General features: G+C 39.7%; 22 protein-coding genes. 2 read left to right on the forward strand and 20 right to left on the reverse strand.

Annotation, left to right across the window (positions count from 1 at the left end; translation table 11 throughout):
• Positions 1–123: 123 nt before the first annotated feature.
• Positions 124–1,746 (reverse strand): putative polysaccharide biosynthesis protein, encoded by a 1,623-nt coding sequence (locus M1G05_RS04850; protein ID WP_125393634.1) that lies wholly within the window; start codon positions 1,744–1,746, stop codon positions 124–126.
• A gap of 105 nt (positions 1,747–1,851) precedes the next feature.
• Here M1G05_RS04850 and M1G05_RS04855 point away from each other — a divergent pair, with 105 nt between their 5' ends.
• A complete protein-coding gene (locus tag M1G05_RS04855; RefSeq protein WP_247953230.1) occupies positions 1,852–3,297 on the forward strand; it encodes a UDP-N-acetylmuramoyl-L-alanyl-D-glutamate--L-lysine ligase in 1,446 nt (481 codons plus the stop codon).
• Between the two features lie 47 nt (positions 3,298–3,344).
• Here M1G05_RS04855 and M1G05_RS04860 read toward each other — a convergent pair whose 3' ends face one another.
• The 18 genes from M1G05_RS04860 to M1G05_RS04945 all read right to left on the reverse strand — a co-directional run bounded on the left by M1G05_RS04860 (position 3,345) and on the right by M1G05_RS04945 (position 22,270).
• Positions 3,345–3,536: a CsbD family protein gene (locus M1G05_RS04860; protein WP_000051182.1), complete on the reverse strand. Its 192-nt coding sequence runs from the start codon at positions 3,534–3,536 to the stop codon at positions 3,345–3,347.
• 101 nt (positions 3,537–3,637) lie between these two features.
• Complete coding sequence (locus tag M1G05_RS04865; RefSeq protein ID WP_247953231.1) at positions 3,638–4,288, reverse strand: DUF1803 domain-containing protein; 651 nt, start codon at positions 4,286–4,288, stop codon at positions 3,638–3,640.
• The gene (locus M1G05_RS04870; RefSeq protein WP_247953232.1) at positions 4,272–4,784 is read right to left on the reverse strand and encodes a YiiX/YebB-like N1pC/P60 family cysteine hydrolase; all 513 of its coding nucleotides are present in this window, start codon (positions 4,782–4,784) and stop codon (positions 4,272–4,274) included. The genes M1G05_RS04865 and M1G05_RS04870 overlap by 17 nt, the downstream gene beginning before the upstream one ends.
• Positions 4,785–4,871: 87 nt before the next feature.
• A complete protein-coding gene (locus tag M1G05_RS04875) occupies positions 4,872–5,807 on the reverse strand; it encodes a manganese-dependent inorganic pyrophosphatase (RefSeq protein WP_247953233.1) in 936 nt (311 codons plus the stop codon).
• 224 nt (positions 5,808–6,031) lie between these two features.
• Entirely contained in the window at positions 6,032–6,328 is a 297-nt protein-coding gene (locus M1G05_RS04880) for a GIY-YIG nuclease family protein (protein ID WP_125443720.1), read from the reverse strand.
• Positions 6,318–7,067, reverse strand: a complete 750-nt coding sequence (locus M1G05_RS04885; protein ID WP_000390769.1) for a tRNA1(Val) (adenine(37)-N6)-methyltransferase — start codon at positions 7,065–7,067, stop codon at positions 6,318–6,320. The genes M1G05_RS04880 and M1G05_RS04885 overlap by 11 nt, the downstream gene beginning before the upstream one ends.
• A 52-nt stretch (positions 7,068–7,119) precedes the next feature.
• Entirely contained in the window at positions 7,120–7,482 is a 363-nt protein-coding gene (locus tag M1G05_RS04890) for a S1 RNA-binding domain-containing protein (RefSeq protein ID WP_000689605.1), read from the reverse strand.
• A 1-nt stretch (position 7,483) separates the two neighbouring features.
• On the reverse strand, positions 7,484–8,884 hold the full coding sequence (locus M1G05_RS04895; RefSeq protein WP_247953234.1) for a bifunctional Cof-type HAD-IIB family hydrolase/peptidylprolyl isomerase: 1,401 nt from the start codon (positions 8,882–8,884) through the stop codon (positions 7,484–7,486).
• 79 nt (positions 8,885–8,963) lie between these two features.
• A complete protein-coding gene (locus M1G05_RS04900; protein ID WP_247953235.1) occupies positions 8,964–9,467 on the reverse strand; it encodes a GNAT family N-acetyltransferase in 504 nt (167 codons plus the stop codon).
• Between the two features lie 173 nt (positions 9,468–9,640).
• A complete protein-coding gene (gene rpsR / locus M1G05_RS04905; protein ID WP_000068664.1) occupies positions 9,641–9,880 on the reverse strand; it encodes a 30S ribosomal protein S18 in 240 nt (79 codons plus the stop codon).
• A gap of 31 nt (positions 9,881–9,911) precedes the next feature.
• Entirely contained in the window at positions 9,912–10,382 is a 471-nt protein-coding gene (ssbA, locus tag M1G05_RS04910; protein ID WP_000609606.1) for a single-stranded DNA-binding protein SsbA, read from the reverse strand.
• A gap of 11 nt (positions 10,383–10,393) precedes the next feature.
• The gene (gene rpsF / locus M1G05_RS04915; protein WP_001151786.1) at positions 10,394–10,684 is read right to left on the reverse strand and encodes a 30S ribosomal protein S6; all 291 of its coding nucleotides are present in this window, start codon (positions 10,682–10,684) and stop codon (positions 10,394–10,396) included.
• Positions 10,685–10,847: 163 nt separating this feature from the next.
• On the reverse strand, positions 10,848–17,216 hold the full coding sequence (locus tag M1G05_RS04920) for a Rib/alpha-like domain-containing protein (RefSeq protein WP_247953236.1): 6,369 nt from the start codon (positions 17,214–17,216) through the stop codon (positions 10,848–10,850).
• A 279-nt stretch (positions 17,217–17,495) separates the two neighbouring features.
• Positions 17,496–18,839 (reverse strand): asparagine--tRNA ligase, encoded by a 1,344-nt coding sequence (asnS, locus tag M1G05_RS04925; RefSeq protein WP_150922247.1) that lies wholly within the window; start codon positions 18,837–18,839, stop codon positions 17,496–17,498.
• An 18-nt stretch (positions 18,840–18,857) separates the two neighbouring features.
• Positions 18,858–19,223: a VOC family protein gene (locus tag M1G05_RS04930; RefSeq protein WP_000565230.1), complete on the reverse strand. Its 366-nt coding sequence runs from the start codon at positions 19,221–19,223 to the stop codon at positions 18,858–18,860.
• Entirely contained in the window at positions 19,216–20,403 is a 1,188-nt protein-coding gene (locus M1G05_RS04935) for a pyridoxal phosphate-dependent aminotransferase (protein WP_247953237.1), read from the reverse strand. Before M1G05_RS04935 ends, M1G05_RS04930 begins: the two co-directional genes overlap by 8 nt.
• Complete coding sequence (locus M1G05_RS04940; RefSeq protein WP_247953238.1) at positions 20,400–20,888, reverse strand: cell wall elongation regulator TseB-like domain-containing protein; 489 nt, start codon at positions 20,886–20,888, stop codon at positions 20,400–20,402. The genes M1G05_RS04935 and M1G05_RS04940 overlap by 4 nt, the downstream gene beginning before the upstream one ends.
• Positions 20,889–21,073: 185 nt before the next feature.
• Complete coding sequence (locus M1G05_RS04945) at positions 21,074–22,270, reverse strand: MFS transporter (protein WP_247953239.1); 1,197 nt, start codon at positions 22,268–22,270, stop codon at positions 21,074–21,076.
• Positions 22,271–22,691: 421 nt separating this feature from the next.
• Between M1G05_RS04945 and M1G05_RS04950 the strand changes: the two genes are divergently transcribed.
• Positions 22,692–23,240 carry an NADPH-dependent FMN reductase gene (locus tag M1G05_RS04950; RefSeq protein ID WP_247953240.1) on the forward strand — a complete coding sequence of 183 codons (549 nt, stop codon included), beginning with the start codon at positions 22,692–22,694 and terminating at the stop codon, positions 23,238–23,240.
• A gap of 235 nt (positions 23,241–23,475) precedes the next feature.
• On the opposite strand, the gene M1G05_RS04955 is transcribed toward M1G05_RS04950, so the two are convergent.
• Positions 23,476–26,550: collagen-flanked surface repeat-containing protein (locus tag M1G05_RS04955; RefSeq protein ID WP_247953241.1), on the reverse strand; the 3,075-nt coding region annotated here is incomplete at its 5' end.

Consider the following 26,550-nt stretch of genomic DNA (forward strand, 5'->3'; position numbering starts at 1 on the left):
AAGAAAAATTAAATTACTATCTACAAATTATAAAAAATATAATACAAATTAATAAAAAAGAGAATAATCCAAGCATTTCATGATAGAAATGTTCAAATTATCCCTTTTATTTATAAATATTTTTTAAGTTAACTTTAATTTGATTCGTAAGCGATCTGCTTGAGCTTTTCCAATCACCTTATCCAATAAACGGGTACGAAGACTCAAGAATCCGTAAACTCCTCCCCCCATGGCACCGACAAGAGCTACATATAGGAAACTCCACAAACGTCCACTTGGTTGGAAGACAAATCCTAAAATCCACTGCAATGTCCCAACTACAAGAAACATGAAAAGAGTTAACAAACTGATTAAAATGGTTCGTTTCAAAATCACCTTGCGCTTAACACCAGTTACCTTGCAAATGTCCCGATACATCAAAACATTAGGAATAATAAGGCCGATGGTTGTGGAAATCAAAGGTCCATAACTGTGAAAGAGAGCAATGGTTGGCAGTTGTAAGACCAGCTTGGCAATGGAACCATAGATAAAATAGAGAACGGCCTTGCGGTTGCGGAACATTGCTTGAAGCATTGGAGACAAAACCATGTACAAGCCTAAAATAGTAGACTGCAAAACTGCAAAGACAAACAATCCCATAGCCAAACTATCTGGCTTACCATAGAAGACAGTATAGAGAGGTTCTCCTACCATGACTACTCCAACCGTTGCTGGTAGCAAGAATAGGAAAAGCATAGTGATGCTGTCCTGAACTAGACGAGAAGCTGCCTTCAAGTCCCCCTTAACATAGTTTTCAGTCAAAAGTGGCAAACCGACACTCCCAATCGAAACTCCAACCGAAATCAAAATCATAGTGATTTTATTAGGATTGGCAGAGAAATAAGAAAACATGACAATTAAGTCTTCATTACTATAGTTTGTAAACCACTTCATGCTATTGATAAAGGTATTTTGGTCCAAGATTTGGAAAAGCTGGATAGCAGACCCTGTCAAGATAAAAGGAATGGCTTCCTTAATGGTGTCGACCAAAAGACGCTTGCTGTTTATCTTATCTCCTGTTTCAAGGACTCTTTTAAGTAATCCTTCTTTGGCAAGGAAATAGATCAAAACTGCAAAACTAGCTACCATGCCGACAAAGGCAGCAAAGGTGGATTGGGTAACCGCTGCTAGATAATCTCCTGAGCCCATTTTCATAATCATAAAGGTAGCTAAAAGCATCCAGATAACACGAATGACCTGCTCAGCGATTTGGCTCATGGCATAAGGTTTCAGGTTATTCATCCCTTGGAAGAAACCTCGGATAACACTCATAGATGGGAAAATCAAGACCGCCCAAGCCAAGCTCTGCATGATTGGGATCAGGTCTTTCCCTACACCCGACAAGTCTGCTAGCCATGGAGCAAAGAGATACAAGACTAAAGCAAAAACCAGACCTAGTCCTGTCATAAAGCCTAAAAAGCTCCGAATCAGGGCAAAGCTATGCTCTTCTTCTCGCATGGTATTATACTTGGCCACTTGCTTGGCCACCGCAACTGGAATCCCTGCTGTTGAAATCAGCAAGAACCAGGCATAGATATTATAGCCCATGGTGAAGAGACCATTTGCTGTAGCCGCATAAGACCCCATCCAGATATACCAAGGGATGATATAAATGGCACCGAGTAGACGACTGATAAAGTTACTAGCCGTTAGCCAAGCAGTCCCCCGTAACATCTGGGCCTGCTGGTGATTGTTTTCGTTAGACATAGATTCCTCATTTAATTTTAATCACTAGGAAAAATTCCTCATCTTCCATTATAAACTTTTCCTTGTCACTTGTAAATTTACGACTTTCGGTTTACAATAGAAAGTATGATTAAGATTGAAACCGTATTAGATATTTTAAAGAAAGATAGTCTCTTCCGCGAGATTATCGACCAAGGACACTATCACTACAACTACAGCCATGTCGTATTTGACACCATCTGCTATGATAGTCGCAAGGCCAAAGAGAAGAGCCTCTTTTTCGTCAAGGGTGCTGCCTTTAAGAAGGAATTCCTGATTTCTGCCATCTCTCAAGGCCTCGGTTGGTATGTGGCTGAAAAAGATTATGAGGTTGGTATTCCTGCTATTATCGTCAGCGATATCAAGAAAGCCATGAGTTTGATTGCTATGGAATTTTATGGAAATCCACAGAACAAACTCAAACTCCTTGCCTTCACTGGAACCAAGGGTAAGACAACAGCAGCCTATTTTGCCTACAACATTTTATCTCAAGGACATCGACCGGCCATGCTCTCGACTATGAACACAACTCTAGATGGCAAGACTTTCTTCAAGTCTGCATTGACAACTCCTGAGAGTATTGACCTATTTGATATGATGAATCAAGCTGTGCAAAATGACCGTACCCACCTCATCATGGAAGTCTCCAGTCAGGCCTATCTGGTCAAACGTGTCTATGGTCTAACCTTTGATGTGGGAGTTTTCCTCAATATCAGCCCCGACCATATCGGCCCGATTGAACACCCTAGCTTTGAAGACTACTTCTACCACAAGCGTCTCTTGATGAAAAATAGCCGAGCAGTCATCATTAACAGTGACATGGACCACTTCTCTGTACTAAAAGAACAAGTCGCAGATCAAGACCATGATTTCTACGGTAGCCAGTCTGATAACCAAATCGAGAATTCCAAAGCCTTTAGCTTTTCAGCTAGAGGTAAACTCGCTGGAGATTATGATATTCAACTCATTGGACACTTCAACCAAGAAAATGCCGTTGCTGCTGGACTTGCTTGCCTCCGTCTCGGAGCTAGTCTTGAGGACATCAAAAAAGGAATCGCTGCAACCCGTGTTCCTGGTCGTATGGAAGTCCTCACTCAGAAAAATGGAGCAAAGGTTTTTATCGACTATGCACACAATGGTGACAGTCTCAAAAAACTAATCAATGTTGTAGAAACTCATCAAACTGGAAAGATTGCTCTGGTGTTAGGTTCGACAGGGAATAAGGGAGAAAGCCGTCGTAAGGACTTTGGCCTCCTCCTTAATCAACACCCTGAGATTCAAGTCTTTCTGACTGCTGATGACCCCAACTATGAAGACCCAATGGCCATTGCAGATGAAATTAGTAGCTATATCAATCATCCTGTTGAAAAAATTGCGGATCGCCAAGAAGCCATCAAGGCAGCTATGGCTATCACAAATCACGAATTAGATGCTGTCATTATCGCCGGTAAGGGAGCCGATTGCTACCAAATCGTCCAAGGCAAGAAAGAAGCCTATCCAGGAGATGCAGCCGTCGCAGAAAATTATTTATAAGATAGTAAAAAAATCAAGGGAAATGAAACCCTTGATTTTTTCTATTTTTATTTAAAAGCGTTTTTCAAACCTTCAACGGCACCTTCTACAGCACCTTTAGCATCTTCAACTACTTCTTTTGCCTTAGCAACTGTCTTTTCTACAGCGCCTTCTGCTTCAGTCTTGCCATCTCCAGTAACTTTACCAAATCCTTCTTTGATAGCGCCTGTTGCTTGTTCCAATTTGTTTTCAAGTGACATATGATTGTCTCCTTTAATTTTATTCCGATATGTGTTACCGGTTACATATAGTTTATACCGAATACTAAGGAAAGTCAAATAATGTGCTCAGAAACAAGAAATCAGTCCAAGTATAAAGTTAATCTTTCCTTATCCAAATCGATAGCCAACTCATACTTTCCATCTTCATTTTGGACAATATAACCTAGGACAACTAAACTGTCCACAAAGATATCACGGCGTTTCTGCATAAGCTGGTCTTTTTTGAGAAATTTCAACAAAAAAGTCGTCATATATTTGAGAGCATACTCAGGATTGACATCTCCCAAAATGTCATAGAGATCCTGCTGTTTTTCTGTCAAAGGATACTGATGTTTGACCTTGTAGAAATAATTGGAAAGGGTCATTTTTGTTCTCGCAAAGTCTGTCTTTTCAACTAAAATAGCAGCATTGGTTTGATTGCGCAATTCCGTCTCAAAACTCTGCTCTAACAAGGTTTGATAGACCGGACTATCTTCGCTGACAAAAATCTCTTGATCCAGTTCGAGACTATCGAGTGATTCAAGCATAGGAAGATTAAGGTAATAACGCTTATTTTCTCGTAGAATCAAACCTGCCTTTATATACTCTTCCATGAGTTTGTCAACTGCTACATCTGGAAACTTGGCCTTAATTTCCCGTAGAATCACATCATCATGCTGATCCAGATAGCGGATCAATTCTCTAAAAAATGGCTGTCTCGTCAAACGAGATGGATTAAAAATCTGAATCATGAAGATTCCTTTCTTTACTTTCTAACAGAGGCGATGCTGCCAACTGACTAGGATTGGTCCCAGCTTGGTTCAGAGGAACAGGCAGACCTAGTTCTCTATAATACTCCTTCCAAAAATCACTAATCTCCTGCTCCTCATCTCCAAATTTCATAGGAATAGTTTCAAAAATGGGGAGAATTTCTGCCATGTACTGGGAACAGTAAAAACCTTCTCCATCTGGATAGAAAGAAACATTGTAGGGTGCTCCAAGATGTCTGCAAGCTCTTTCCTTCACAGACTGGATATCCATTTCTGAGTAAATATAGAGGTCGTACAAGTGATTGGGTTCAAAGAAGTCTGCTGGTTCTTGACAGATAACACCCGCCTTTCCACTAGCATGGTAAATCATCCCATCCAAATAAATGGCAACATGGCTATAGTTGCCTGTGGAAGTCTGGATGGCCTGTCCTATGTCAGACTCATCTCTCACAAAAATCAAATCGCCATTTGCTAACATGCTTCACTCCTAGAAAAAAAAGGAGCCGAAACTCCTTTCGATATAAGCCAAACTAGCCTTTCCTAATTTGATTTGACACCCAAAATCTTAAGCATTAAAGCTTTCAGTCAATTGAGGTACCACTTGTTTCTTACGTGAAACGGCACCAGCAAGGAAGGCATGATTGTTTTCAAGTTTGAAGTTGAAAGCCGCTTCGACCTTGTCCATGTTAGCACCAAGTGCTAGAATTTCTGAGTTTGAGTTGACGATATCTGTAATCATCAAGACAAAGTCAGAGTAGCCGTTTGCTGTATTAGCAGCTTGAATTGCAGCTTCGATTTCTGCTTGGCGTTCCAAAACTTCAGCGATATCAACTGTGTTTACTTGAGCAACACGGACATTATTTCCGTTCAATTCGAAAGTCTTAGCATCGATGTCAATCAATTCTTCAGCAGATTTGCTAGCCAAGTTTGTACCAGCTTTCAACATAGCTAAACCATATTCTTCCAAGTTAACACCAGCCAATTCAGCCAATTCAGGAGCAATAACCTTATCTGTTGGGTGTGTTGTTGGTGATTTCAAAAGAAGGGTATCTGAAATCAAACCTGAAAGCATCAAACCAGCAATCTCTTTAGGCACAGCTACACCATGTTCTTTGAACATACGGTAAACGATTGAAGATGCTGATCCAACTGGCTCCAAACGCATGTAGAGTGGGCTTGCAGTTTCAAAGTTAGCCACACGGTGGTGGTCTACAACACCATAAACTTCTACTTCAGCGATATCTGATACAGATTGTTGGAATTCATTGTGATCAGTCAGGATAACTTGCTCTGCACCTTCTGCTTTAGCAGAAGCGATAACACGCGGTGCTTCTACACCAAAATAGTTCAAGACAAAGGCTGTTTCTTCATTTGGAGTTCCAAGGGCAACAGCTTCCGTATCCAAACCGTAAGCTTCTTTTGCAAGGTAGGCAAAGGCTACAGATGACCCGATGGCATCTGAGTCTGGATTTTGGTGACCAAATACTAGAATCTTAGACATGATAATACCTCATTTTGTTTATTCTCTTTATTGTAGCATTTTTTTTGTTTTTTGACAAAAGTAAGAGGAGTCAAAGGACTCCTCACGATTCTTCAAAATAACTGATACTCTTCGAAAATCTCTTCAAACCTCGTTAGCTTCACCTTGGATTTTATATGTGACTGACTTCGTCAGTCTTATCTACAACCTCAAAGCAGTGCTTTGAGCAACCTGCGGCTAGCTTCCTAGTTTGATCTTTGATTTTCATTGAGTATGAGTAAATTTCTATCTTGATTTTCAGATAAAAATTGCTCCTTCTGCGGCCGTTTCTTACGCTTAAGCAGGGCTTCTGCCGACATGGCTTCTTCCTTGCTAGCAAAACCTTGAGCATAGATGAGTTTGACCGGCAAACGGGCTCGTGTATATTTGGCTCCCTTCCCACTATTGTGGACATCGAGGCGTCTTCTCACATCAGTCGTATATCCTGTATAATAGGAACCATCACGACACTCCAGCACATACATATAAGCCTTATGATCCATAATAAATCTCTTCAAGTTCGGGCGTATAGGAACCATCATCATTGTGGACAATCAAAGGCGGTAAGACCTTAAAACCACTTGTAGAGCCATCCTTGATAGCCTCAATCAAGAGCATGTTGGCTTCCTTTTCTCTTTTTGGATAAACAAACTGCAGGCGCTTAGGAGCTAGATTATGCCGTTGTAAGCTGTCCAAGATATCTAAAAGTCGATCAGGACGATGAACCATGGCCAAGCGTCCATTAGATTTGAGAATACTCTGGGCACTACGACAGATTTCCTGCAAATTGGTCGTGATTTCGTGGCGAGCCAAGAGATAATGTTCACTCTCGTTCAGATTAGAATGAGGATCCACCTTGAAATAGGGTGGATTACACAAAATCATATCCACCTTACTTCCCTGGATGTAAGCAGGCATATTTTTCAAATCATCACAGATGACCTCCATCTGCTCTTCTAAACCATTCAAACGGACAGAGCGTTCAGCCATATCCGCCAAACGCTCCTGAATCTCAACAGCCAAAATCTGTGCCTGAGTCCGAGTGCTAGCAAATAGCCCCACTGCTCCATTTCCAGCGCAAAAATCCACTATCAAGCCCTTTTTAGGAAAACGTGGAAAACGTGACAAGAGAACACTATCCACCGAATAGCTAAAGACCTCTCTATTTTGAATGATTTTGATATCTGTCGAAAAGAGCTGGTTAATGCGCTCTCCTGATTTTAATAATTGTTCTTCTTCCATGGTCTTATTATAGCAAATTCATATTAACATTACAAAAGATAGAGATTTCTAACTAGTGCTTCTGATTCTTCAAATGTTGAAGGGCTTCCTTGGTCCAAATTGGCATCATTCGTTTGAGAGGAGCAAAGCCATAGTTAAAACGGTCGCTTGAAAAGCGTCTCCGTCTTGGAAACTGGTGCTTTTCTTCCTCCAAAGTACGGATAGAAAGACTAGCTTTCCCTGTAAATTCATCTAAATCCACTACTTGCACTTGAACCTCTTCATCGACTTTCAAGGCTTCTTGGATATTTTCAATAAAGCCTGTCCGAATCTCTGAAATGTGAATCAGCCCCGTATCACCCGTCTCTAGCTCAACAAAGGCACCGTAGGGCTGAATCCCTGTAATACGGCCCTTTAGCTTATCACCGATTTTCATCTTAGTCCTCGATTTCAATTGTTTCAATCACGACATCTTCAACTGGCTTATCCATGGCCCCTGTCTCAACAGCAGCAATGGCATCCAAGACAGCGTAAGAAGCTTCATCAGCTAGCTGACCAAATACAGTGTGACGTCGGTCTAGATGAGGAGTTCCACCTTGGTTGGCATAGATTTCTGCAATCGGTTCCGGCCAACCACCACGAGCAATTTCTTTCTTAGAATAAGGCAAATGTTGATTTTGCACGATAAAGAACTGGCTACCGTTGGTATTTGGACCAGCATTAGCCATGGAAAGGGCACCACGAATATTGTAAAGTTCTTCTGAGAATTCATCCTCAAATGATTCGCCGTAGATTGACTCGCCACCCATACCAGTTCCAGTTGGGTCTCCACCTTGAATCATAAAGTCCTTGATAATACGGTGAAAAATGACACCATCATAGTAGCCATCTTTTGAAAGAGCTACAAAGTTAGCTACTGTTTTAGGAGCATGTTCAGGGAAAAGCTTGATACGCAAGTCTCCGTGATTGGTCTTAATAGTCGCGATAGGACCTTCTACTGTTTCAATGTCTACTTGTGGGAAATGCAATTCTTTTTCTACCATACCAAATCCTTCTAAGGCATCAAAAATGCCATCTTCTTCCAATGTTTTTGTAATATAATCTGCTTTTTCTTTGATGTTATCATGAGAAATTCCCATTGCAACGCTGATTCCAGCATAATCAAAGAGTTCCAAGTCGTTGAGGCCATCTCCAAAAACCATGACGTTCTCTGGTTTCAAGCCAAGGTGTTCCGCAACCTTTTCCACCCCCGTCGCTTTGGAGCCTGAAATCGGCACAATATCAGACGAATGTTGATGCCAACGAACCATGCGAAGTTTGTCTGAGAGACTATCAGGCAAGTGCAAGTCATCTCCTTTATCTTCAAAAGTCCACATCTGATAGATATCTTCTTTTTCATGAAAATCAGGATCTACTTCTAAATCGGGGTAAATTGGATTAATCGCTTCACTAATCATATCGGTGCGAGTCGACAACTTGGCATCATGACTCCCAACCAAACCATACTCAATTCCCTCTTGCTTGGCCCAAGAGATATACTCCTCAACATCTGACTTCTCAATCTGATGCTGATAAATGACCTGACCTTTTTTATCTTCGATATAAGCCCCATTCAAAGTTACAAAAAAGTCAGGCTTGAGATCACGAATCTCTGGAACAACACCAAAAATCCCTCGTCCAGAAGCAATACCTGTCAAAATTCCTTTCTCACGTAATTGCTTAAAAACAGTTGGGATTGAAGCTGGAATAAAACCTGTCTTTGAATTTCGCAATGTATCATCAATATCAAAAAAGACAATCTTGATTTTCTTTGCCTTGTATCTTAATTTGACATCCATCTCACTACCTCTTTCAATCTAACTCTTTCCATTATACCATAAAGTAGCTAAATCCCCTATTTTCAAAAAGTTTCCAGTTTTATTGTAAATCCTTGGATAAGTATAAAACCAAATCATCATTATTTTGGCTAGTTGCATTCATTTCCAAGAGTTGATTTTGATACCAGACACCTGTCCCATCTGGAATGTAGCCCCGTCTGATATACAATCTCTGGGCAGGGCCATAGCCTAAGTGCAAACCTACACCAAGAGTGACCTTACTAGAAACAAACTTGACTCGTTTTTCTGCTTCTTCTAGCAGTTGATTCCCAATCCCTTGATTTCGAAAAGGCTCAAACACATTAAAATCTGATAATTCTGGATAGACTTCTGCGAAAGGACCATGTTTAGCAGAGGGCAAAATGGTAACGTAGCCCGCTACAGCACCATCAATCTCTGCAACTAAGACTTCTCTCTCCCCACTTTCCTGTTCCAGAAAATATCTAGCCAAAATTTCCTCTCTACCAGGCCAACCTTGATTCATAAATCCATGAGATAAGGATTCAATATCAGACTTAATCATATTTCTAATCGTGCAATTCATCTTTGACTTACCCACCTGTATTCTTTCTATTACCATTATAGCACGCCAAGTTCAGAAAAAAACTATCTCGTGAAAAAAAGACCCAACCGGGTCTGAAAAAGAGGTCCACCCGGACCCAAACTCGCTCTCTCATTTCAAAGCTCGTGAAAAAAAGACCCAACCGGGTCTTTTCTTTAATCTTCGTTTACGAAAGGCATCAAAGCCATTACGCGAGCGCGTTTGATAGCTGTTGTTACTTTACGTTGGTTTTTAGCTGAAGTTCCTGTTACACGACGAGGAAGGATTTTCCCACGTTCTGAAACGAAACGGCTAAGAAGCTCAGTATCTTTGTAATCAACATATTCAATTTTGTTTGCTGCGATGTAATCAACTTTTTTACGGCGTTTGAATCCGCCACGACGTTGTTGAGCCATGTTTTTTCTCCTTTATAATTTTAGTTGTCCATTAGAATGGTAAATCATCATCTGAAATATCCAATGGATTTGTTGCTCCAAATGGATTTTCATCACGTGAAAAGTCTGGTACTGAATTTGTAGGTGCTGAATAGTTTGCAGTTGGTGCAGAGTAAGCTCCACCTGTATGTCCCTCACGCACACTACGGCTTTCCAACATTTGGAAATTCTCAGCCACGACCTCTGTCACGTAGACACGTTGTCCTTGCTGGTTATCGTAACTACGAGTCTGGATACGACCTGTCACCCCGATAAGTGAGCCTTTTTTAGCCCAGTTAGCAAGGTTTTCAGCCTGTTGGCGCCACATAACGACATTGATAAAATCAGCCTCACGTTCGCCATTTTGACTCTTAAATGTACGGTTTACTGCAAGAGTAAAAGTCGCAACTGCTACATTTGATGGGGTATAACGCAACTCAGCGTCACGTGTCATACGCCCTACAAGTACAACATTGTTAATCATAGTTTACCTTCTTACGCGTCAGTTTTGACGATCATGTGACGAAGAATGTCAGCGTTGATTTTTGAAAGACGGTCAAACTCTTTAAGAGCTGCGTCGTCGTTTGCTTCAACGTTAACGATGTGGTAAAGTCCTTCACGGAAATCTTGGATTTCGTATGCAAGACGACGTTTTTCCCAAGTTTTTGATTCAACAACAGTTGCACCATTGTCAGTCAAAATAGAGTCAAAACGTGCTACCAAAGCGTTTTTAGCTTCTTCTTCAATGTTTGGACGAATGATATAAAGAATTTCGTATTTAGCCATTGATATGTTCCTCCTTTTGGTCTAATGACCCCAAGACTTTGCAAGGGGTAAGTGAGGTTCGCTCACAATAAACTATTATACTAAAAAACTTTTTTTTACGCAAGTAAAAACACCGAAATAAAAAAAGAAGATGACGAATCATCTTCTTAAAAACTATGAGTTTTTAGTCTTCTTTTTTCTTGCGAGCAAGAAGTCCAAATCCACTTAGGGCTCCAAGAAGTCCAAGTGCTGCGAGGCTAGCGTTAGCTTCTGTACCTGTGTTAGGCAATTCTTTTTGACCATCAACATATTTAGGTGTTGCTGGTTTAGCAGCTGTGTCAGTTGCTACTGTTGCATCTACTTGAGCTGGTGCCACTGGTTGAGTTTGATTTGGTGTTGCTGGTTGTCCTGGTTCTGCTGGAGCTGTTGGAGCTGCAGGTTGTTCAGGAGCAGTTGGTCCAGCGGGTTGTGGAGTCTGTGGTGTTTGTGGTGCTGGTCTGTAGTTGCTACCACCATTTCCACCACCGTTATATCCATCTCCATTATATGGATTAGTTTCTGGAATGCGTTTAGGAATTACCGTTACTGGGACGTCTACTACTACAATTTCTCCTGTTGGTAGTTTCACCTTCACTTTAACACTTGGTTTCACTCCTGGTGTTTCAGTTGTAGGGATTTCCCCAACTTCGATAATTTCAGCATCTTTTGGTAATTTAACATGACCTTTCACATCTTCTTTAGTGATTGGCGTTCCTACTTCAACCACGATTGGTGTTGCTGTAACAGTTTCTTTTGGTGTTTGTGGCTCTTCTTTACGTTCTACCACATTTACAACTGCTGGAACTTCAACTAATAGATTACCATCTTTATCCTTAACAACTACAATTACATTCTTCTTACCTGGTGTTTTTGTATCAGGTTGTTCTTTGAATGTAAATTTTGCCCCTTCTGGGAAGTCTTTAGGATTAATATTATCTTTTGCTTCTGGAGCTTTATCTGGATTCACTGTAACTTCTTGCTCTTTACCTTGAACCACGATAACTTTCGCAGGTACTTCTACGATAGAATCTCCATCTTTATCTTTAACAACTACAGTTACATCTTTTTCACCTGGTGTTTTAGAAATATCTTTTTCTTTATATTCAGGTTTTGCTTCTGCTTCTTTAGGGAATACTGATGGATCTACAGATTTATTTACATCTGGTTCGTTTCCTACTGCTACATACTGAGTCTTAGGTCCTACTACAGTAACTTTCGCTGGGATTTCTGCAATTGGTTCACCATTTAGTTTTGCTACAACAACAACATCTTTATCTCCTGGTGTTGTTGTATCCACTGGAGTTTTATACTCAAATGTTGTTCCGTCTGGGAAGTCAGTTGGGACAATATTTTCTGCAGGAATTACTTTCTTAGGATCTGTATCTACTGGTACATATTGTCTATATGCATCAACTACACGTACTGTTGTTGGTACTGTTACAAGTTTATTACCATCTTTATCCTTAACTACAACTGTTACTGGATTATCCCCAGCTTCCGAAATATTAACCGGATCTTTTCCATCTACTTTTTCGTATTCGAATGTAGCACCTTCTGGATAATCACCTTTGTTAATACTGTTTTCTGCAAGTGGTTGACCTTGATCTACAGGAATGATTTGTGGATTTCCTTGTACCACTTTAACTTTCGCAGGTACTTCTACGATTGTATCTTTACCTTCATCTTTAACAACTACAGTTACATCTTTTTCACCTGGTGTTTTTGTATCTACTTTCTCTTTGTATTCGAAAGTAGCATTATCAGGGAAGCTATATTTCTCTTTATCTACAAGGCTGTCTGCTGGTTTTGGTTGAGTATTTTCAGGATTTGCTACTACATATTGAGTCTTAGGACCTACTACAGTAACTTTCGCTGGAATTTCTGCAATTGGTTCACCGTTAAGTTTTGCTACAACAACAACATCTTTATCTCCTGTTGTTTTTGTATCTACTGGTTTATTATCTTTATCCTTGTACTCAAATGTTGTTCCTTCTGGAAACTCTTCTGGATCAATATTATCTTTAGCCAAGACTGTCTCAGGTTTAGTATCAACAGGCACATACTGTCTATAAGCTCCAACTACACGTACTGTTGCTGGTACTTTTACTAATTCGTTACCATCTTTATCTGTTACGATAACCTTAACTTCTTTATCTCCAGTTGATGATGTATCAGGTTCTTTTTCATAAGTGAATTTCGCACCTTCTGGATAATCAGATGGGTCAATGCTATCTTCTGCTTTTGGAGCAGTTTTTGGATCTACTGGTACGATTTGTGGGTATCCTTGAACAACTTTCACTGGTACTTTAACAGTTTCTTCACGTTTATTATCACCTGAACCGTATGTTACTGTTACTGGTGCAGTTAATGTATCATCTCCAACTTTTCCTTTTGTTTCAGGAATCTTAGTTTCATCTACAGTTTTGTCATTTCCTTCTGTAGTAACCGCATTTTTTAGTTTTTCTGCTGTTGGTTTATCACCTTCCACAACATAAACAGGAGTTGGTGTTGAAACTTTTGGAGTTAACTTAATTGTAAAGCTTTGATCTTTATCTGAATCAGAATCAAATGTTGGATCTTGATCGAATGGATTTTCTTTAACTGTGTAACCCATTGATTTTAACACATCAAGACGAGCTTGAATTTTATCTTCTGGAATTTGTGTTCCAGCTTTACCTGAAAGATCAGTAATATTAAACTTCTCATCTAATGGTGTTTCTTTACCAGCTGCATCTACAGAAACAAAGTTAACTGTAGCTTTTTGAATTCCAGGTGCATATTGAATTGGAGTCTTACCGAATTTATCAGTTGGGTCAAAGTTATCTGGAACTTTGTATCCTTTAGATGGATCTGCAGGATCAACTGGTGTTAATTCTACTCCATTATATTTTGGAACATATCCATCTACATAAGGAATAACTACCTTACTGAAATCACCAGGTTTTGTTGGGTCATTTGGATTGTTTGGATATTTAATTGTATCTGGTGCATCTTGTGGTTTCTTACCAGCTGGATACTCAGGTGTAAATGATCCAATTTCTTTATAAAGAACTTTCACTACTTCATTAGTAACTTCACCTGTTTCAGATGGTATTGGTGCTTCTTTTTCTTCGATAGTTTTATCAGCAGGCTCTACTTGTAAGTAGTTTTCAATTACTGGAGAAGTAACTTCATTAAATTTACCTTTTCCATCTTCTACTGAAGCATCTGATATTTCTGCTCCTTCATAAACAGTCCAATCAGAGTATTTTACTTCACCTGTTTCTGGGTTTACAGTTGCTGTACGTTTGTAAGTTACTTTTTGAACTCTATCTGGAGCCGTTTCTGGGTCGATAGGTTGAGCGTTTGGATTATCTTTATCATTAACATTGATAAATTTAACCGTACGTGTCACTTCTTTAACTAAGTCATCACGTGTTACACCAGCTGGGTATTTACCATAATTTTCATCTCCTGGTTTAACTGGTGTATCAGCTGTTTTTGGAGATACTGGAGCTGTTGTACTTGGATTTGTTGGGTCAGCTGTTACTGTTGGATCTACTGTAATTAAATCTAATACGTGAACTGTTGTAGTATCAATATTAGATTTTTTACCTTCACTATCTGTAGCTTGAACTCTTACTGTATAATCTCCTGGCTTAGTTGAATCTAACCCACCGTCATTACTTACAGCAATCGTTGGTTTAGTAGAATCAACACCATCACGATCATCTTCTAAGTCAGTAGCGGTAGCTTCTGATTTTTTAAGTACTTCATCAGCCGTTAACTTTTTATCTGCTGGAGTTTTATAAACATAGATATCTTTTTTCTTAGTTTCTACAGTCGGAGCATTATTGATAACATCTCCATATGCTGGATCTGATTCGTTTCCTGCCTTGTCTAATACTGTAACTTTAATACGTTTATCTGGGTTAGTTGTATCACTTGCTTCTGTTAAATCAGTACCCGCAGGAACTGGTACAACTAATTTACCATCACGTACTTCTACTTTTGTTTCACCGTTATACCAACCGTCTTCTTTTTTCGTTAATGTAATCGGTGTTTTACTATTTGGTAAAGTAACTTTCATTGAAGTTAAGCCACCAATAGCTTTTTTAATATTGTCTACTTCCGTATCAGCATTACGAGTGGTTCCATTATTTTTATCGTTAGCTGCAATATCTTGTTTTTCTCTAGCTTCATCTGTTAAGTTAGGATCTTTTTCTGCAGGTACAGAAATTAATAATTCTGTTGGTTGTTTTTTATCAGTTTTTTCTCCAGTAACACTGTCTGTATGAACTGCTTCTACTGTTGGAGTTTGTGGCTTAACTGTATCAATATAAATAGTTTTATTGTAGTAGTAATCTGGTTGGTCAGTATTTCTTACACCATTTACTACTGGATGATATTTACCATTAGCATTAGAAACATCACCTGTATTTAACAGTTTATTATCTTCTCCATCTCGCAAACCATTTGGTAATGATGTTTTCACTTTAAATGTAGCTGTACCTTTATAGTTATCAGCGGTTGTAAATGGCAATCTGAATTTACGCACTCCATCATTCTTACCACCATTAGAACCTACACCGATATATGGAGCGTCGCCGTTATTAGATTTTGATGTATTATATTTTAATCTTAATTTTCTAGTTGCTGGATCCCATTGAATATTATTAGGAGCAACCGGTGTATCTCCAAACCAAACCCATCCTGTTGGATTTGTAATATTATTTGGAAGATCTACCCCTTCAGGAACTTCGATTTCTGTTTCTGCAGATCCGTATAGACGAGTTCCACCAACACTGTTTACTGTAAATTCGAATTCACCTTTTTGTTTTGATTTATACAGATTATCTTCTCCGAACTTACCTTCCTTCTTGTTGCTTTTAACATTGGTAGTCATTTCTACACCAGTACCAACTGCCAAGTTAACAGCACCAACGAAGTAACCATCTGTTACCTTAGTATTTGTTCTTTTTAAATATGAATTGTTAATCGCTGTACCATCGTTTAAAGCTTCAATTTCAACTTTAATTTTTGTGACATCTTTTGGAATTTCATAGATCGCACGGTATTCAGCCCAACCGTCACCATTTCCTCCATCACCAGCAGGTTCAGAAATATGTGATTCTTCGAATTTTTCACCAATCGTACGGTCATCTCTGATGCTAGCAATTACATTTCCTTTGTCGTCTTTAACAGTAATTTTTACTTTTTCACCTGTTCCAGCAGTTCCGGCATTACCATAAGCACCACCTGTGATAGCACTTAGCATCACTCTAGAATTTCCATTTACTGCGTACTCTTTCGAAATTTTTGTACCTTGTTTTCCTAATTCTAGATAATATCCTTTTGGTAAATCATGAGTTCCTACCATACCTGAGTAGTTCACACCATTCGCATAACTTTGGTTAGCAGCATTTACACCAAGTGGGTTTCCTGGAGCTGGATTCTCATTATCTCTTTGAGTAACTTTTCCATCTAAATCATACACTTTCGATGGTTTAGGATCGAAACCTGCTGGACGATCAGCTGAAACATTAGTTGGTGCTTCAGGTTTAACTGCAGTTACTTTTTCTCCACTTTCAATTTTCCAACCATTCAAGGCATTATTATTGTTAGCTTCTGCTGCGGTAATTTCTTTTTCTTTCCAGTTATAAGTTAAACTACCTAAAATTTCAGTATTCCCACCTTGAGATGCAGTAGATCTTGACCATTGTTTTTTAACTTCTTTACTTTTTTCTGTAGCATTAGCAAAATCAATATCACCAAATTGATTTTTTGCACTTTCAAATACACCATCAGCTGGGTTGTTTCCTGAACCTAATTTATTGTTATTTGTTGGTCCTTCAGTAGCAGGAATAATTGGATTAGCTGTTGCAGCTCCATCTCTAAATCCACTTTCACCTTGTCCTGGAATAGCTTTTCCATTACGTGAATCTTGGTTTTTGTTTTCTTTCTTGTCTGCAGATGCTTTTGGCATACTTTCAACAACGAAAGCTCTGTTTTTCAATGAACTTGTTGAAAAATCAACTTCTTTTTGTGTCGCTTTATCGTTTGACAAAAGGGCTTGAGCCTTAGCAAGTTCTGCTTTTGCTGCTTCAATGGCTGAGGCAGTCTTTTCAGTTAGACCTGCTTTCTCAAGAGCTGCTTCCATACGAGCAATAGCTGCTTCCAATTTGCTTGTGTCAGCCTTTGAAGCTGGTGCTAGAGCTTCTTCGGCTTTTGGTGTTTCAGTCGGTGCTGTTGGTTGCGTTGCTGCAGGCGCTGGTGTTGATGGTTGCTCAGCTGTTGGTGTAGCAGTTCCAGTCGAAGCTAGAGGCATGGTTGAATCTGCTTGATTTCCAGCATCAGAGTTAACCTTTTCGCTAGTCACTGTAGTTGATGTACCTTGCTCGTGAGCCTGAACAGTTGCTGCTCCACCAAACATCATGTAAGCTGCTACAGCTACTGATGCCGCACCAAAACTATACTTACGGATTGAAAAGCGTTGCACTTTTTGTCCGTGATTTTTTTCCATTCTTGAATACATGGTTTCTCCTTTTTTTAAAATATATGTTAATTGCGGAATTACACCCAAGTATTTAGAAAACGCCTCCATTTCCAGCTTAATTTATACATTAAAGCAGCTACACTTAGGTACCTAATCCCTAATTTACATTATAACATTATTTCAATTAAATTGTCTACGTTTATATGCAAAATATGTAGGAAATTTTAATATATATATATATATATATTAATGTGTTTTCTAGAAATTTAATTCTAAAAAAGTAAGAGACCGATATGACCTCTTACTTTGATTTTTTATTTACGGTTTAATACGGTGCAACATACGTGGGAATGGGATAGCTTCACGGATGTGTTTTGTTCCTGCTGCGAAGGTTACCATACGCTCGATACCGATACCAAATCCTCCGTGTGGAACTGTACCGTATTTACGAAGGTCAAGGTAGAATTCATATTCTGTACGATCCATGCCAAGTTCATCCATCTTAGCAACTAATGCATCGTAGTCTTCCTCACGCATAGACCCACCGATGATTTCTCCATAACCTTCTGGTGCAAGCAAATCTGCACAAAGCACGCGCTCTGGATTTCCAGGAACTGGTTTCATGTAGAAGGCCTTGATGGCTGCTGGGTAGTTCATGACAAATGTTGGCACACCAAAGTGGTTTGAAATCCAAGTTTCATGTGGTGAACCAAAGTCATCACCATGCTCAAGATGTTCGTAGTCAGCATCTTCATCATTCTCATGCTCTTGCAAGAGGTCAATGGCTTGATCGTAAGTGATACGTTTGAAGGGCTCTGCAATGTAGCGTTTCAAGAGTTCTGTATCACGTTCCAATGTTTCCAAGGCTTGAGGCGCACGATCAAGAACACCTTGAAGAAGAGCTTTTACATAAGCTTCTTGCAAGTCAAGTGACTCATCGTGTGTCAAGTATGAGTATTCTGCATCCATCATCCAGAACTCAGTCAAGTGACGGCGTGTTTTTGATTTTTCAGCACGGAATACTGGACCAAAGTCAAATACACGACCAAGAGCCATAGCACCTGCTTCTAGGTAAAGTTGACCTGATTGGCTCAAGTAGGCTGGCGTTCCGAAGTAGTCCGTTTCAAAGAGTTCAGTTGAGTCTTCCGCCGCATTTCCTGAAAGAATTGGGCTATCAAACTTCATAAAGCCATTCTTATCGAAGAACTCATAAGTCGCATAGATAATAGCATTACGGATTTGCATCACGGCCACTTGCTTACGAGAACGAAGCCACAAGTGACGGTTGTCCATCAAGAAGTCTGTTCCGTGTTCTTTTGGTGTGATTGGGTAGTCTTGAGATTCACCGATTACTTCGATGTCTGTAATGTCCAACTCATAGCCAAACTTAGAACGTTCGTCTTCTTTGACAATACCTGTCACATAGACAGACGTTTCTTGGCTCAAGCGTTTGATGACATCAAACTTCTCAATCCCCACTTCTTCACCAAATTTTTCTACAAAGTTTGGTTTAAAGGCCACACCTTGGAAGAAGGCTGTTCCATCGCGCAATTGCAAGAAGGCGATTTTTCCTTTTCCTGATTTGTTGGCAACCCAAGCACCAATCGTCACTTCTTGACCAACATAGTCTTTTACATCAATAATCGTTACACGTTTTGTCATTATTTTTCCTTTTCTTTTTTATTCTTTATGGCAAACCACCTCTATATTGTTCCCATCTGGATCAATCATAAAAGCAGCATAATAAATCGGATGCTCACTGCGATAACCAGGAGCACCATTGTCTAGCCCACCTGCCTCTAAGCCAGCCTCATAACAAGCTTGAACCTCTTCCTTATTTTCTGCTAAGAAAGCAAAGTGAATAGGATTTTGCGTCCCCTGAGCTAACCAAAAGTCACCACCAGGATGAGGGCTATTTGGGGCAAGAAAACTGATTAGAGAAGTAGTTTTAAAAGCCAATTTATAGCCCAAAGGGGCGAGAAAACTCCTATAAAATCCTTCTGAAATTTGTAAATCCTTTACCTTAATTTCAAAATGATCAATCATTCTCACTACCCATAAATGCTTTCAAACGTTTAACTGCTTCTTTAAGCGTGTCTAGGTCTGTCGCATAGCTGAGGCGGACATTTTCTGGCGCTCCAAAGCCAGCTCCTGTTATGAGTGCCAAACCAACTTCCTCAAGAATAGCTGTTGTAAAGTCAGTCACATCTGTATAACCTTTCATCTCCATGGCTTTTTTTACATTTGGGAAGAGATAGAAAGCTCCTTGTGGTTTAACGACTTCAAAACCTGGGACCTCACATAATAGCGGATAAATGGTATTGAGACGCTCCTCAAAAGCCTGACGCATGATATCAACAGACTCCTGTGGTCCTGTTAAGGCTTCAATAGCCGCATATTGAGAAACAGATGTCAAATTTGAAGTTGTTTGTCCCGTCAATTTACTCATAGCTGCAATGATTTCAGGATTACCTACCGCATAACCAACTCGCCAACCCGTCATGGCATAGGCTTTAGATACACCGTTGATAACAATAGTTTGCTTACGAATTGCTTCTGATAGACTTGAGATTGGAACAAATTCATTTCCATTATAAACAAGGCGACCGTATATATCATCTGCTAAAATCAGAATGTCATGCTCAACTGCCCAATTTCCGATAGCTAGTAATTCTTCACGAGTATAGATCATACCAGTCGGATTAGATGGTGAATTGAGAACCAAAACCTTTGTTTTATCTGTCCTAACTAGTTCTAGTTGATCCACCGTGACTTTAAAATCATTGTCTTCTTTAGCTTGAACAAAGACTGGAATCCCTTCTGCCATCTTGACCTGATCTCCATAACTAACCCAGTATGGAGTTGGAATAATAACCTCATCTAAAGGATTGATTACAGCCATAAAGAAAGTATAGAGGGAGAACTTGGCACCTGTAGCAAAGGTAACCTCGTTACTTGCGACAGAATAGCCATAGTAGCGCTCGAAGTAGGTATTCACTGCAGCTTTTAATTCTGGTAGACCTGAAGCTACTGTATAGAAGGAAGCCTGTCCTTCTCGAATAGCTTTAACTGCTGCATCCTGAATATTTTCAGGGGTGTGAAAATCTGGCTGTCCCAAGGTCAAGAAAAGGACATCCTTACCTTGAGCTTTTAAATTTTTTGCTCTCGCATCACTAGCTAGAGTGACACTTCCTTCCATTTCTAAAACACGGTTGGATAATTTCATAGGCCCTCCTTATTGACCAATGCTCCTGTTTCAAAATCTACTAGATAAAAATTAGTTCCTGACTTAACTTCCCAGATTGGCTTGTCTTGATAACGGCCAAAGGTAATCTTGTCAATCTCGCCAGCTCCTTTTTCCTTAGAAACCGCTTCTGCTTTTTCTTGTGAAATACCCTGATTTAGCTGATAAACGTAAATCTTATGGTCATCTTTACCAATCAGGACAGCAAGTGCTTCTTGCTGTTTATTACGACCAAGAACGCTGTAATAAGATTCCAAGCCATTGTATAAATCAACCTGATCAGCCTGCTCTAATCCTGCATACTGCTGAGCTAATTTTTCTCCTTCAGTTTTAGCTGTTTGATAGGGTTTCATGCTAAGAGAAACCAGATACAGAAAGGAAGCACTGATAACCACAAACAAAATCGTCATCCCTAGACCATACTGCCACAGTAGATTATTTTTTGCTTTATTTTGTCTTTTTTTCACTCGTCTATTTTACCATCTATTGGGCTTTATTACAAGTGAATATAGGAACAAACGCACTTTATTTCTTCCTTCAAACAAAACAGATTTTTCTTGATTAAAACCGAGCAAGAAAAGTAAAGGCAGCTCCAAAATCAACCTATTAAAAAACCTGAGCTTGGCACTCAAGTTTTCGTAATTTTTTTGATTTATGGAATCACTTTATCATCCATTCTTTTAGCCATTTTTCCTAAAAAGACAGGCAGTAGAAGGCTAATCAAGACTAAAAATAATCCCAGATAAAGAAATGTTATCACAAAGCCTAAATTGTCAATCAACCACCCTGTCAGCGGGAAGAACACAATCATACTTAGGCTAAACATCATAGAGTAGACACTTAGCATGGTTGCCCTTACTTCACTTGGGAGCCGCTCTTGCAAATCATTGTCAAAAATCGGCTGAAAAAGAGCATATAGAGCATTACTAATCAAATAAACCAAAATATAGATTAGAGGTGTTCCAAAGTAGGACAGCAGGTAGGTAACTCCAGTCAGCAGGACGAGAATAGGGAAAATCTTCAAGGCAGCATATTTCTTTCCAATCTTACTCGCTAGATAGACTGCAACGATATTCAAGAGACTTCCAAGTAGCATAACTGCTGAAATTTGCCAACTACTTAAATCTGGTAACTGATTTTGATAGTAAAAATAAAACATGCACATGAGTGTACCAACAATCTGAGACAAAATCATCCAGTTGAAGAGCATGGGATTTCGCTCCAACTCTTCCTTAACAGTCCAAATAATCTGTTTCATGGTCACACTATCAGCTTTTTCTAGCTTGACACTGGGTTCTTTCAGCATCCAAATCAGGAAAAGAACTATGATAGAAGTGGCAATCATGATATAGTAGGTCAGGTGCAATTGACCATGGACAAAAAATCCTGCCAAAACTGTCCCCAAAGACCGAGTTCCTTCGGCTACTCCTGACATAAAGCTTGAAATGGATAGATAGCGCTCCTTCAGCCCAGCCTCCACAGCTGAATCATAAACCATTGCTGCACTCGTCCCCGAATCAAAATTATAAGACAAGGCACTCACAGCCATAGCTAGCGCATAAATCCAAAAATTTCCCTGCCCAGCCAACATGAGAATAGAAGACATAATTCCTGCTATACGACTTAAATAAAGGTTGGTCTTATAGGAATAGCGATCAGCCATCATTCCAGATGGAATTTCACAGAGAAGACTGGTAGTATGAAAAATACTCTCCAGAAGTCCAATCTGCCAAAGAGACATTCCGTTTTGACTGAGAAAGAGAATCCAAAAGCTGGTAATCCCTAAAAAAGCAAAAAACTCAACTCCGGCCATCAGGCCAATATTTTTCCGATAATTTCTTATTAACATCTTTTCTCCTTAACAAGTGTATTCGTATTTCTTTTGTCTGTCACTTGTTAATCTGTGTCTTACATGATCTCCACCCCTTTTAGAAGCATTCTTGAAATGCCATTATTTTTGTTTAATTTTTCATGAAATGATACCGGAAAATAGCTGTTCTGCGGTTTCTATTGCGAGTTTTCTTGTTTATTTTAGCACTTATGTCATCATATTACAAGAGAATATAGAAATACTCTTCGAAAATCAAATGAAACCCATAATCTAAGAGAAACAGTTCTTACTTTTCCAGTGACAACTGACTAGAGCTTCTGTAATTTTATAATTTTCAAATAAACTCTGAGCAGATTTCTTGCAAGTCCCTTTGTTTTGTTGTAATATATTTTATAACAACGAGAGAGTTCTCGGAAGTTTAAGAAAAAGGAGACACATCATGTCTAAAAAAGTATTATTTATCATCGGATCACTACGTCAAGGCTCTTTCAATCACCAAATGGCCCTCGAAGCTGAGAAAGCACTTGCTGGTAAAGCGGAAGTTAGCTACCTTGATTATTCAGCCCTTCCTCTCTTCAGCCAAGATTTGGAAGTTCCAACACATCCAGCTGTAGCGGCTGCTCGCGAAGCGGTTCTCGCTGCGGATGCCATCTGGATCTTCTCTCCAGTCTACAACTTCTCTATCCCTGGAACAGTGAAAAACTTGCTTGACTGGCTATCTCGTGCCCTTGACTTATCTGATACACGTGGCGCTTCTGCTCTTCAAGACAAGTTTGTCACCGTATCATCTGTAGCCAATGCAGGTCACGATCAACTTTTCGCTATCTATAAAGACCTCTTGCCATTTATCCGTACACAAGTCGTTGGTGATTTCACTGCTGCACGTGTCAACGACTCTGCCTGGGCAGACGGAAAATTAGTTCTAGAAGAAACAATCCTAAACTCAATTGAAAAACAAGCTCAAGACTTGCTCGCAGCAATTCAGTAAAAAATAAAGCATTTTTAAAAGTCTAAATCAATTATCGCCACCTAATAGGGTGGCATTTTTAGACTCAATCAAGATTTTCAGACAAACATCACCCATCCAAAAAAACCTTGAGCGTTACCACTCAAGGTTTTTTGCAGTCTTTTCCATCATGGAAAATCGTTCTAAGAATATTCTTTCATCCGAGATCTATCACTTATCATCTTCTTTCGAGAAATTAGTGACTGCTTTTGGCTGATTAATCTTCTTTTCTTCGACCTACATATAGGCTCAATAGAATACCGCTACCTAGAAGAACAGAGATATAATCAGATTGGCTTCCAGTTTCTGGTAATTTGTCCCCATGGTTTTCTTTAACTGTAGTTGGTACTACTGGGTTAGCATTTACTGGAGTTGCTGGTTGAGCCGGTGTTGGTACTACTGGTTGTTCTGGAACCGCTGGTACTGGTTTAACCGGTACTTCTGGTGTTGGAACAACTGGAGTTGGTTGTACTGGCACTTCTGGTGTCGGTACATTTGGTGTTGGTTGCGCTGGCACAGGTTTAACCGGTACATTTGGTGTTGGTTGTACTGGTACAGGTTTAACCGGTACATTTGGTGTTGGTTGTACTGGTACTGTTGGAATATCTAATTCTGGTACTTCAGTAACTTCAGGCATACCTGGTACTCCACCGTTAAATTCTGGCAATTCATGAACTTCTGGCATTCCTGGCACACCACCGTTGAATTCTGGCAATTCATGAACTGGTGGTTCTGGCATTGCAAACGTTGGTCCTTCTGGCACATTACGTGTTGGAGGAACTGGTTTGTCATTTGATGGTGTTACTGGTTTGTCTTGGCATCCACATTTTCCGTCTTTGCCGTCTCGACCATCACGTCCATCTCTACCATCTTTTCCATCTTTAATAACTGTTTTTGTCACAGTTCCATCAGAATTGATGATTGTGATTGTATGACTACCATCACCATTATCTTCAACAGAAACTTTTGGTGATTTACCATCAAAGATTGTAGTTGTAGTTTCTTTACCATCAGCACCTGTCACTTTAATAGTATGTGAACCATTGTTGTTATCAATAACTTCAAGTTTTGGTTCTTTACCATCACGAACTGTTGTTGTTGTAGTTGTTCCGTCTGAGTTCACAACTGTGATAGTGTGAGTGCCATCTCCGTTATCCACAACCTTAGCAGTTGGTGATTTACCGTCACGAACTGTGGTTTCAGAAACAGTACCATTACCGTTTTCTACACGGATAGTGTAAGTACCATCATGGTTATCTCTAACTGTTGCTACTGGTGATTTACCATCTTTAATGATTGTTTCAGTAGTTGTTCCATCACCATTTAGAACTGAGATCTTATGAGTTCCATTTTGTTCATCAGTTATAGTAACTTTTGGTGATTTACCATCACGAACTGTGGTTTCAGTTGTCACACCTTCTGGATTTGTAATAACGATTGTATGACTTCCGTCTCCGTTATCACGAACAGATGCGGTTGGAGTACGTCCGTCAACACCGTCACGTCCATTCTTAACAACAAACTCATTCTTAGTTCCGTCTGGGTTAGTAATTGTTACTGTGTGGCTTCCATCTGGGTTTTCAGTAGTTGTTGCTGTTGCAGCTTTACCATCTTTACCATCTTTGATGATAGCGTTGGTAACATTACCGTCTCCATCTGTAACTTTAACAGTATGAGTTCCGTCTCCGTTATCCGTTACTTCAACTTTTGGAGTCTTACCGTCTTTACCGTTTTTAACAACTGTTTCTTTAGTTGTTCCATCTGGATTTGTTACAGTAATTGTGTGACTTCCATCTGGATTTTCTGTTGTAGTGATATTGGCAGTTTTACCGTCTTTACCATCTTTAACTTTAGTTGTTGATTCAGAACCATCAGGGTTTCTAACAGTAATAGAGTGTGTTCCATCTCCATTGTCCGTTACATTTACAACTGGTGATTTACCGTCTGCTCCATTAGCTCCGTTTTCACCTTTTTCACCTTTTTCACCTTTGTCGCCTTTTTCACCGGCTACTCCTTGAGGTCCACGGATATTACCAATCTTGTTCCAAGAACCATTTTCTTTCTTGTAAACATCACCTGTATTGGCGTCGATATAAGTATCACCGTCTTTACCATCCTTAGCAGTTGGGGCAGTAACTCCACTTAGTAATTCAGCACCGTTACGTCCATTTGTACCAGAAGCTCCATCTGTACCATTACGTCCATTTGTACCATTCAAGATATCACTTGTACCAATTAATTCATCCACACCTGGATCGTATTTACCGTTACCATTATTATCATAGTATGCTGTAATACGAGTACCATTTACTGGTTGTGAATCTGTAGTTTCTGGTTGCGTACCTGTTGAATCTGTAGTTGTTGGTTGTACTGTTTCTGATGACTCAGTTGCACTTCTATCTCCATCTGGTAATGCTCTTCTATTTCTTGCACTTCTTGATGTTCCAGAAGGTTGTGAATTAGAAGTTGATCCAACACCTCTTCTAACTGCTTCCACCAATGCATTTAAGTCAATAAATGGTGTACGTCCATCTTTACCATTCTTACCATCTTTCACTGTAAAGGTTACTGGATCTTTACCTGGTGTTGTGATAGTTACAAGAGTGCTTTGGCCATCTTGTCCACGTTGAGTAGTGATTGTAGGAGTTTGTCCATCCTGACCGGTTGCACCAGTTTCTCCCTTAGCACCATCTTGAACAAAGACTGTAGTTGGTTGTGAACCATCATGGTTATCCACCGTGATTTCTACACCCTTATGCCCTTCTTCATCCTTACGAACAGCTGTTACTGTTGGAGAGACACCGTCCACTCCATCTTTAATAACTGCAAGAGGTTTTTCAGGATTCAATGGTTGACCTGGATGTGCTGGATCTTCTTGGTAAACTTTAGTTTCTTTGCCATCTTTGACAGTAAGCAATGATTTACCATCACGTCCGTCCGCACCTTTAGCACCATCTTTAATCATTTCAGAACCTAGAAGTTCATCAGTTCCTGGAGTGTACTTACCATCATTGTTTTCATCAGTATAGAATGTCACAATTGTATGAGATGGATTTCCGTTTTGTCCTTCGACACGAAGCAAATCAACTTTTGGAGTTTTACCGTTCAGACCATTTTCTCCGTTCTTAACATTTACTGTAACTGGATCTTTACCTGGAACAGTGAATGTAATGTCGGTACTATGACCATCTTTACCTGGAGTTACAGTTACTTCTGGAGTCTTACCATCTTCTCCACGTTCACCTTTGTCCCCTTTAGGGCCTTTGATGTTGCCTTCTTTTTCCCAGTTGCC

It is taken from the genome of Streptococcus mitis, from assembly GCF_023109515.1.
Taxonomy (GTDB): Bacteria; Bacillota; Bacilli; order Lactobacillales; family Streptococcaceae; genus Streptococcus; species Streptococcus mitis_CS.

What these genes read in the sequence shown, in the direction of transcription:
- M1G05_RS04850 (WP_125393634.1), bottom strand. Translation starts at nt 1,746, where the DNA reads ATGTCTAACGAAAACAATCACCAGCAGGCCCAGATGTTACGGGGGACT.
- M1G05_RS04855 (WP_247953230.1), top strand. Translation starts at nt 1,852, where the DNA reads ATGATTAAGATTGAAACCGTATTAGATATTTTAAAGAAAGATAGTCTC.
- M1G05_RS04860 (WP_000051182.1), bottom strand. Translation starts at nt 3,536, where the DNA reads ATGTCACTTGAAAACAAATTGGAACAAGCAACAGGCGCTATCAAAGAA.
- M1G05_RS04865 (WP_247953231.1), bottom strand. Translation starts at nt 4,288, where the DNA reads ATGATTCAGATTTTTAATCCATCTCGTTTGACGAGACAGCCATTTTTT.
- M1G05_RS04870 (WP_247953232.1), bottom strand. Translation starts at nt 4,784, where the DNA reads ATGTTAGCAAATGGCGATTTGATTTTTGTGAGAGATGAGTCTGACATA.
- M1G05_RS04875 (WP_247953233.1), bottom strand. Translation starts at nt 5,807, where the DNA reads ATGTCTAAGATTCTAGTATTTGGTCACCAAAATCCAGACTCAGATGCC.
- M1G05_RS04880 (WP_125443720.1), bottom strand. Translation starts at nt 6,328, where the DNA reads ATGGATCATAAGGCTTATATGTATGTGCTGGAGTGTCGTGATGGTTCC.
- M1G05_RS04885 (WP_000390769.1), bottom strand. Translation starts at nt 7,067, where the DNA reads ATGGAAGAAGAACAATTATTAAAATCAGGAGAGCGCATTAACCAGCTC.
- M1G05_RS04890 (WP_000689605.1), bottom strand. Translation starts at nt 7,482, where the DNA reads ATGAAAATCGGTGATAAGCTAAAGGGCCGTATTACAGGGATTCAGCCC.
- M1G05_RS04895 (WP_247953234.1), bottom strand. Translation starts at nt 8,884, where the DNA reads ATGGATGTCAAATTAAGATACAAGGCAAAGAAAATCAAGATTGTCTTT.
- M1G05_RS04900 (WP_247953235.1), bottom strand. Translation starts at nt 9,467, where the DNA reads ATGAATTGCACGATTAGAAATATGATTAAGTCTGATATTGAATCCTTA.
- rpsR (WP_000068664.1), bottom strand. Translation starts at nt 9,880, where the DNA reads ATGGCTCAACAACGTCGTGGCGGATTCAAACGCCGTAAAAAAGTTGAT.
- ssbA (WP_000609606.1), bottom strand. Translation starts at nt 10,382, where the DNA reads ATGATTAACAATGTTGTACTTGTAGGGCGTATGACACGTGACGCTGAG.
- rpsF (WP_001151786.1), bottom strand. Translation starts at nt 10,684, where the DNA reads ATGGCTAAATACGAAATTCTTTATATCATTCGTCCAAACATTGAAGAA.
- M1G05_RS04920 (WP_247953236.1), bottom strand. Translation starts at nt 17,216, where the DNA reads ATGTATTCAAGAATGGAAAAAAATCACGGACAAAAAGTGCAACGCTTT.
- asnS (WP_150922247.1), bottom strand. Translation starts at nt 18,839, where the DNA reads ATGACAAAACGTGTAACGATTATTGATGTAAAAGACTATGTTGGTCAA.
- M1G05_RS04930 (WP_000565230.1), bottom strand. Translation starts at nt 19,223, where the DNA reads ATGATTGATCATTTTGAAATTAAGGTAAAGGATTTACAAATTTCAGAA.
- M1G05_RS04935 (WP_247953237.1), bottom strand. Translation starts at nt 20,403, where the DNA reads ATGAAATTATCCAACCGTGTTTTAGAAATGGAAGGAAGTGTCACTCTA.
- M1G05_RS04945 (WP_247953239.1), bottom strand. Translation starts at nt 22,270, where the DNA reads ATGTTAATAAGAAATTATCGGAAAAATATTGGCCTGATGGCCGGAGTT.
- M1G05_RS04950 (WP_247953240.1), top strand. Translation starts at nt 22,692, where the DNA reads ATGTCTAAAAAAGTATTATTTATCATCGGATCACTACGTCAAGGCTCT.